The organism is Pseudoalteromonas fenneropenaei, assembly GCF_042643375.1.
GTDB lineage: Bacteria > Pseudomonadota > Gammaproteobacteria > Enterobacterales > Alteromonadaceae > Pseudoalteromonas > Pseudoalteromonas fenneropenaei.
Genome location: NZ_JBHRSD010000011.1, coordinates 456318 through 463378, shown reverse-complemented (window position 1 = coordinate 463378; position 7061 = coordinate 456318). Strand labels below are relative to the sequence as shown.

At 45.8% G+C, this 7061-nt stretch carries 5 protein-coding genes; 3 read left to right on the top strand and 2 right to left on the bottom strand.

Features of this window, described 5'->3' with window-relative positions; all coding sequences use genetic code 11:
- Positions 1–311 precede the first annotated feature (311 nt).
- Entirely contained in the window at positions 312–2330 is a 2019-nt protein-coding gene (locus ACFOEE_RS07885; protein WP_377122916.1) for a TonB-dependent copper receptor, read from the bottom strand.
- Positions 2331–2536: 206 nt separating this feature from the next.
- Here ACFOEE_RS07885 and ACFOEE_RS07880 point away from each other — a divergent pair, with 206 nt between their 5' ends.
- Together ACFOEE_RS07880 and ACFOEE_RS07875 are read left to right on the top strand one after the other, a co-directional pair.
- Positions 2537–2920 (top strand): SpoIIAA family protein, encoded by a 384-nt coding sequence (locus ACFOEE_RS07880; RefSeq protein ID WP_377122914.1) that lies wholly within the window; start codon positions 2537–2539, stop codon positions 2918–2920.
- A 49-nt stretch (positions 2921–2969) separates the two neighbouring features.
- Positions 2970–3854, top strand: a complete 885-nt coding sequence (locus tag ACFOEE_RS07875; RefSeq protein WP_377122912.1) for an alpha/beta hydrolase — start codon at positions 2970–2972, stop codon at positions 3852–3854.
- A 120-nt stretch (positions 3855–3974) separates the two neighbouring features.
- Here the strand turns inward: ACFOEE_RS07875 and ACFOEE_RS07870 are convergent, their stop codons facing one another.
- Complete coding sequence (locus ACFOEE_RS07870; protein ID WP_377122910.1) at positions 3975–5198, bottom strand: EAL and HDOD domain-containing protein; 1224 nt, start codon at positions 5196–5198, stop codon at positions 3975–3977.
- A 322-nt stretch (positions 5199–5520) separates the two neighbouring features.
- Between ACFOEE_RS07870 and putP the strand changes: the two genes are divergently transcribed.
- Positions 5521–6999: a sodium/proline symporter PutP gene (gene putP, locus ACFOEE_RS07865; RefSeq protein WP_377122908.1), complete on the top strand. Its 1479-nt coding sequence runs from the start codon at positions 5521–5523 to the stop codon at positions 6997–6999.
- Positions 7000–7061: the final 62 nt, after the last annotated feature.

Sequence of the window (7061 nt, the reverse complement as noted above, 5' to 3'; positions counted from 1 at the left end):
GAGTGCTATTTAGAAAAGGTATTGAATAGCAAGTGATTTTTCATGCTCTTGCCCTGCTTTATCCTATTGTTAGTAGATGACCTCATACTACTAGCTAACAACAACAATGGATTGAACGTTAATGCTCTATTTTTTGAATATTGCTGTCTATTTAATGGGAACGATAATTGCCTCGCGATCACATTCGAACATAGTATTTATTCCCGAATTCAACTGGTAATCTTCCCCCAGTTAAGTGCTCGCGATAAGTTAGCCAGTTACGTCAGGCCGCTTTAGCACCTGACGCGAACTGGCTGGTTATTTAGCTAAAATTAGAAGCGCCAATCTAAATTTAACCACAGCGTTCGGCCTGCGGCGTTGACGCGACTGACTTGGCTATAACCACTAACCGCAGCACCTGCGCGGCTCAAGTGCTCGGCATAGGTTTTATCAAAAAGATTATCTATCCCTGCGCTGATTGTTACCGAATCACTATAGCTATAGTTGGTATTAAGCGCCAAGGTGCCAAAGCCCGCGCTTTTTGCCACATCTTGACCTGCAATATTGCCTTGGGCCAACGCAACCCGATGCTGGGCTTTGGTAAGTTGCCATAACAGACCAAATTGCCATTGTTGCCAATCAAAACGCAGACTGTTACGCCATGCCAGCGGTGGTTGTTGCGCCAATGGACGGTGGTCGGTGAGGTTACTGCCATACACATAACTCAGGGCAGATTGCCAATTGAGCTTAGTTGATAAGGCGTATTGCAGTTCCACTTCAAGGCCATAGCTTTCGCTGTCAATGTTGCGGGTGACGCTCGTTGGCATGCCCATTTTCGCATAAGCATTATCAAGCAAAATATAATCGTCTACGCGGTTGTAAAATAACGCCGTGCTGGTTTGCCACTGTTGCCCTTGTTGAATCATGCCGATGTCAAACTGGTGGTTTTTCTCGCTGCGGGTGTTGAAAGCACTGAGACTATCGACTGCGCCACGACCTGAACCCACCAACTCCCAATAGTCTGGGAACCGTTCGCTGCGGCCAAAACCGATGTAATAGCTACTGGTTGCCGTTTGCCATTGATAACGAACAAAGCCACTGCTTAAGGTATCGTGGCGGGCTTGTTGTGAAGTCGGATTGGGTTTTGCAGCCATCATGGTGGTGATTTGCTCGCGCTTGTCTTTGGCTTGCCAAAAGTCGACCCGTAAACCTGCAACCCACTGTGCTTGTGCGTCTATCGGATAAGTGATTTCGCCATATAGCCCAGTTTGCTCAAACTCGGCATCGGTAATCCGCGCCACAGTATTAAAATCGACCATAGGGGCATTCATAATGTTGCGGTTCCTATGGGTGTTGTATTGAAAATCAAAGCCATAAACTAGGTTTATTGCTGTGTCTAAAGTACTGGTAGCTTGCAGTTTAGCGCCTTGTGTATGCCTATCTGGGTTGGCTGCCATGGGCATTTTCATCATCATGGAGGGGATAAAAGGGCGCAAACTATAGTTGTCCATCACATGATCAACGTAGTTGTAATAAATTTGACCTTGCAGTGATTGCACTACGCCAGATAAGGCGCCTAAATCAAATTTGAGCGCAGCGTGGCTACGTTCGAACAAACTGCCATCCATCATGCGATCGGCATACGCGACATTACCATCACTCTTACCAAGGCTTAGGCGGTAACTCGTATCATCATCTGGGGTATAGGCAAATTCAGCATCGGCATTCCATTTGTCATAAGCACTATGAATGCGCTGGTTGTCGCCATCTTGATAGTCATCCGCTGTTTGATAGCTGGTGGCAATGCGAGCGTTGTAGCTCCGGTTGCCGAATTGCACGTCGGAATTAATCCCGTGACGGCCATCACTACCAAGCACGGTATTGGCAAAGCCTGTGATGCCAGCTTGGTCTAAACGGTGCTTATCACGACTGAAAATGACCGTGGCGGCGCTGCTCCCCGGCCCATATTGCACAGATTGCGGGCCTTTAATAATGGTTAAAGTATCGTAACTTTGTGGCGTGATATAAGCTGTAGGTGGGTCCATGCGGCTACCACAACCTCCTAAGGTCATGCCGCCATCGGTCAAAATGGCTAAGCGTGAACCCGCCATACCGCGAAACACGGGGTCGCCGCTGGCCGCACCTTTTTTCACTAACGAAAACCCCGCAATGCTGGAGAGCAAATCGGCGCCATCTTGTGCCGGCAGAGGTTGGCGCGGCAATTTAGGATCTGTAGTGATTTTAAGTGGGGTTTGCATTGGTGTAATCACCACAATTTTTTCGATCTCATCCGCTTTGGTCGGCAAGCTTAGCGTAGTTGCCATTGCTAAGGTGAGCAAAGAGTATTGCATATTATTATCCTAATCTATTGAATGGTTAGGATTTTAAGCTTGATATCTGGCTTTGGGGATGTGACAGATTGTCGCACCAACCTCAGCTCTAAGGATAAAAAGCCATAAGTTTGATTTAACGCAAAGGGCAGAGAAGAGGCATTCGCATTTAGCTTGTATTGGCGTTATAGTAACCAAATACAACGACTGCATAAGTGGTGATAACGATGCAAACACATGGACTCTCGATTGGCGTCGAAAGGCTAGAGCAACAGATTTTTGTTTCGTTAAAGGCCGTCGGTAAATTAACTCACGATGATTATCAATTGATGATCCCGCTGTTGGAAAGTGCGCTTAACCAAGTCGAAAGACCGCACATTGACGTGCTCTTTGATGCCAGCGAGTGGCAAGGCTGGGAGCTGCAAGCAGCATGGGATGATTTTAAATTCGGCCTTAAACACGGCAAGGAATTTAATAAAATTGCGGTTGTAGGTGCCGGTGTTAGCTCAGAGAGTTGGCTTGCCACTGTGGCGAGTTGGTTTGTCAGCGGTGAGGTGCGTTTTTTCGATACACGTTTAAACGCGTTAGCTTGGTTGGACAATCGACTGTAGCGGCGTATTTTCCTTACACTAATAAAAACAACAACAATAAGAGCAGGGTATGAGTGTAATTTCTTTCCGTTGGCAGCAGCGTTTGACTGGTTTGGTTGCAAGTTTGCTATTGTGTAGTGCGCCTTTGGTATGTGCCGAACAAGCCGCTGTAGTTAAACAAGCGAGAGCGGCGGCACAGCCTTTAGTGATGGGGGAACAATTCTTAATTAGCTCAGCGTATTTGACACGCGCTAGGCAAATTAATGTCAGCTTACCTACTGACTATCAAAATCAACCCGCGCAGTCTTATCCTCTCATAGTGGTGTTAGATGGCGGACTAGATCAAGATTTTCCGCATTTGGCAGGGTTAGCGCAGTTTTTGAGCTTTCCGTGGTTAAAGCAAATGCCAGCTAGTATTGTGGTTGGGTTAAGTAATGATGACCGTAAACATGATTTCACTTTCCCATCGCAAGATCCGCGAGATTTAGCCGATTTTCCAACCACAGGAGGGAGCGCGCAATTTATTCAGTTTATTACGGAAGGTTTATTGCCGGAATTGGCAGAGCGCTATCGCATCAATGAGCAGCGGGTTTTGATTGGCCAATCATTGGGCGGATTACTTGCTAGTGAAATTCTGCAATCGCACACCAAACTATTTTCCCATTACCTTATCGTGAGCCCTAGTTTGTGGTGGGACAATGGCAGTTTGCTAAAACGACCGCTGGTCGCGCAGCAACACTTTAGCAAGGTGTTTGTGGCAGTAGGGAAAGAAGGCGAGGTAATGGAAGGTGACGCGCAAGCTTGGCACCAAAAATTACAGCAACAATATGGCGTAGCGAGCGTAGCGTTTCAGTTTTATCCTGAATTAAACCATGGAGATACATTGCATTTGGCCGCTTATGACGGCTTGAAGTGGCTGTTTAGTGAGGCATCGCAAGATAAAGCCAAGCAGTAAGCGTAAAGCTTGGTAGTTCTCAACTGCGAAAGCAAAGTGAGCAAGTTGCAACAACTCGCCATATGCTCACTTTAATCGCATTTGGCTTACGGGCGGAACCGAAAGCCAACACGCGAATAGCTAGACTTCCAATACCGTCATTTGTTCCTGACACCAAGCGACTGCGTCATGGTAGTATTCAGGTAACACTTCAGCGTTAATCAGCATACTGCCCGCCAATTGATGGGCATCTTCCCAACGTGCTTGTTCATAATCAATCACTAGGTTGAGATAAGCCGCTAACTGACCTTCGCGGCGTAACAGGGCATCTTTGATGTCCACGGATAAGGGTAATTTGCTCATCACGCTTTCCATACTTTCATCCAAAATCGCATCCATCAGTGACATCATGCCAGCCAAAAATGCCATACCGGGATCTTTAAGTTTGCCATGATGAATGGCTAGTAGCTCTGCAAAGCGGGCGCGCGTCAGTGATAATTTTATTAACTCTACCGGTTTTTCTGACGACACTTGGGCGGCAAACAATAGCGAGAGGAATTTTTTCAGCTCTTGATTGCCAAGCACCACTAAGGCTTGCTTGATGGTGGCGATTTCGGCACGGCGTTTAAATGCCGCTGAATTGGCATAACGCAATAATTTATAAGATAAATTAACGTCACGTTCAAAGACTTGAGTAACGCGTTTGAGGTCCATATCGACGCTTGAGGTTTCATACAGTAATTCAGCAAGCGCCATTTCTGATGGTGGTAACGCTTTACTTTGCACCATTTCTGGTTTGGCAAAGAAAAATCCTTGGAACAGTTTAAAGCCGAGCGCAACCGCCTCTTGATAGGCTTCATAAGTTTCAATTTTTTCCGCCACTAAGGTGATGTGAGGGAACTCAATAAGTGCTTCTTTTATTTCTAAAATCGTCTCTCTAGCTGTGTGTAAACAATCAATTTTGATCTGATCGATAAACGGATAAAAGTGGCGCCACACTTTTTGATGTTGGTAATCGTCAAGGGCAATGGTATAGCCTTTGGCTTTCAATTCTTGCACTGCTGCCAAGAGACGCTTACCCGGCTGCACAGTTTCTAGTATTTCTATCACCAATTGTTCAGTACCCAGCATGGTTGGGTAGCCTTTGATGATAGTTTCTAAGGTAAAGTTGATATATGCAGGTTTGCCTGCGGTGAGGTCTTCAAGGCCAAAATTAAATTGGCTACCTTCAACTAAGCGCGAGGTGGCTTCATCACCATCGATATTGGGAAAGACATTATTGACGCCATCACGAAACAATAACTCATAGCCAATTAAATTTTTGTTAATATCAAGGATAGGCTGACGCGCGGCGTAAAAATACATAGATTCTGAGAGTCCGAGGTTACTTCACATTCTATCCGAGAATATAAGTCAAAAAGACGGGAATTTCATTATTTTTATCTTTGTTCACCATGATTTGGTATGGGAATTGGAACAGTTAACTATCCTTTAATTGGCAATAGGTGTCTTGCGGGTCAGAAACACCAATTTTTTGCATTGTCTATTTAAGTGAATGGTCTCAGAGATTGGAGTTAGCGTAAGTAGCCATGCTATAGTCAGAGTTCTCACTCACAAGAGGTTTTTTCCCCAATGATTGCTATGTGTTGCCATTAGGGGAAAACACCAAGAAGAACAGGAGGAAGAATTGGAAACAGGTACTCTGATCTCTTTGGCGTTATATTTTATAGCCATGCTCGCGATAGGGTTATACGCCTATCAAAAATCTACCGGCGATGCGTCCGGTTATATGTTAGGTGGTCGCAGCTTGCCACCGAGCGTTGCAGCCTTATCTGCTGGTGCTTCTGATATGAGCGGTTGGATCTTAATGGGATTGCCTGGGGCAATGTTCGTCACTGGTCTTAGCAGCAGTTGGATCGCCATCGGCCTTATCATCGGCGCATGGTGTAATTATCTGCTAGTTGCGCCAAGACTGCGGGTTTATACCGAATACGCCAACGATTCAATTACCATCCCAGATTACTTTGCGAATCGTTTTGAGGACCGGGGCCATGCGCTACGAATTGTTTCTGCATTAGTTATTATTATTTTCTTTACGCTTTATACCTCATCAGGGGTAGTTGCTGGTGGCAAACTATTTGAAAGTTCATTCGGCATGAGTTACGAGTCTGGGCTTTATATCACTACCGGCGTGGTGGTGCTTTACACTTTATTTGGTGGCTTTTTAGCGGTGAGCCTGACGGATTTTGTGCAAGGCTGTATCATGTTTATCGCCTTAATTTTGGTGCCTACTGTGACTTTCAGTTTGCTTGATAACCCTATCGCAGAAACGCTTAATGCCATCAATCCACAAATGTTTAGCTGGATAGGCGCGGGTTCGTTGATTGGCATTGTATCTGCTGCATCTTGGGGTCTTGGCTATTTTGGTCAACCGCATATTATCGTCCGCTTTATGTCGGTTCGCAGTGTCAAAGATATGCCAACCATGCGTCGCATCGGGATGAGCTGGATGATAGTGTCGGCAGTTGGTGCGGTTGCAACGGGCTTATTTGGCGCGGCTTACGCGGCTGAAAAAGGTTTGGTAGTGAAAGACCCTGAAACCATCTTTTTAATACTGTCGCAATTGTTATTCCACCCTTTGATAGCGGGCTTTTTACTGGCTGCCATTTTGGCCGCTATCATGAGTACGATTTCCTCGCAGCTGTTGGTAAGTTCAAGTTCGTTAACCGAAGATTTCTATAAAATCTTTATTCGCCCCACTGCCAGTGATAAAGAACTCGTGTTAGTTGGCCGTATCAGCGTTGCTGTGGTTGCGGTGTTGGCGATTTATCTTGCTTATGACCGTGAAAGTACCATTCTTGATTTAGTGAGCAATGCTTGGGCTGGTTTTGGCGCCGCATTCGGACCTTTAGTGCTGATCAGTTTAATGTGGTCACGGATGAACTTTTTTGGTGCGTTGGCTGGTATGGTTGCAGGGGCAGTTACGGTATTAGCGTGGATTTATACCCCAGTCACAATTAACGGTCAAAGCTTAAGTAGCCTATTGTACGAGATTGTGCCCGGATTTATCGTTGCCACGGTGGCGATTGTGGTGGTGAGTTTACTAACACCACCGCCTCGTAAAGAAGTGACAGACTTATTCGATAAAGTACAGCAAGCGCTGTAGTCTCTCATATTATGTGAGTCGCAAAAGCCGTGTTTTGAACGCGGCTTTTTTGTAAGGAACGG

What these genes read in the sequence shown, in the direction of transcription:
- ACFOEE_RS07885 (WP_377122916.1), bottom strand. Translation starts at nt 2,330, where the DNA reads ATGCAATACTCTTTGCTCACCTTAGCAATGGCAACTACGCTAAGCTTG.
- ACFOEE_RS07880 (WP_377122914.1), top strand. Translation starts at nt 2,537, where the DNA reads ATGCAAACACATGGACTCTCGATTGGCGTCGAAAGGCTAGAGCAACAG.
- ACFOEE_RS07875 (WP_377122912.1), top strand. Translation starts at nt 2,970, where the DNA reads ATGAGTGTAATTTCTTTCCGTTGGCAGCAGCGTTTGACTGGTTTGGTT.
- ACFOEE_RS07870 (WP_377122910.1), bottom strand. Translation starts at nt 5,198, where the DNA reads ATGTATTTTTACGCCGCGCGTCAGCCTATCCTTGATATTAACAAAAAT.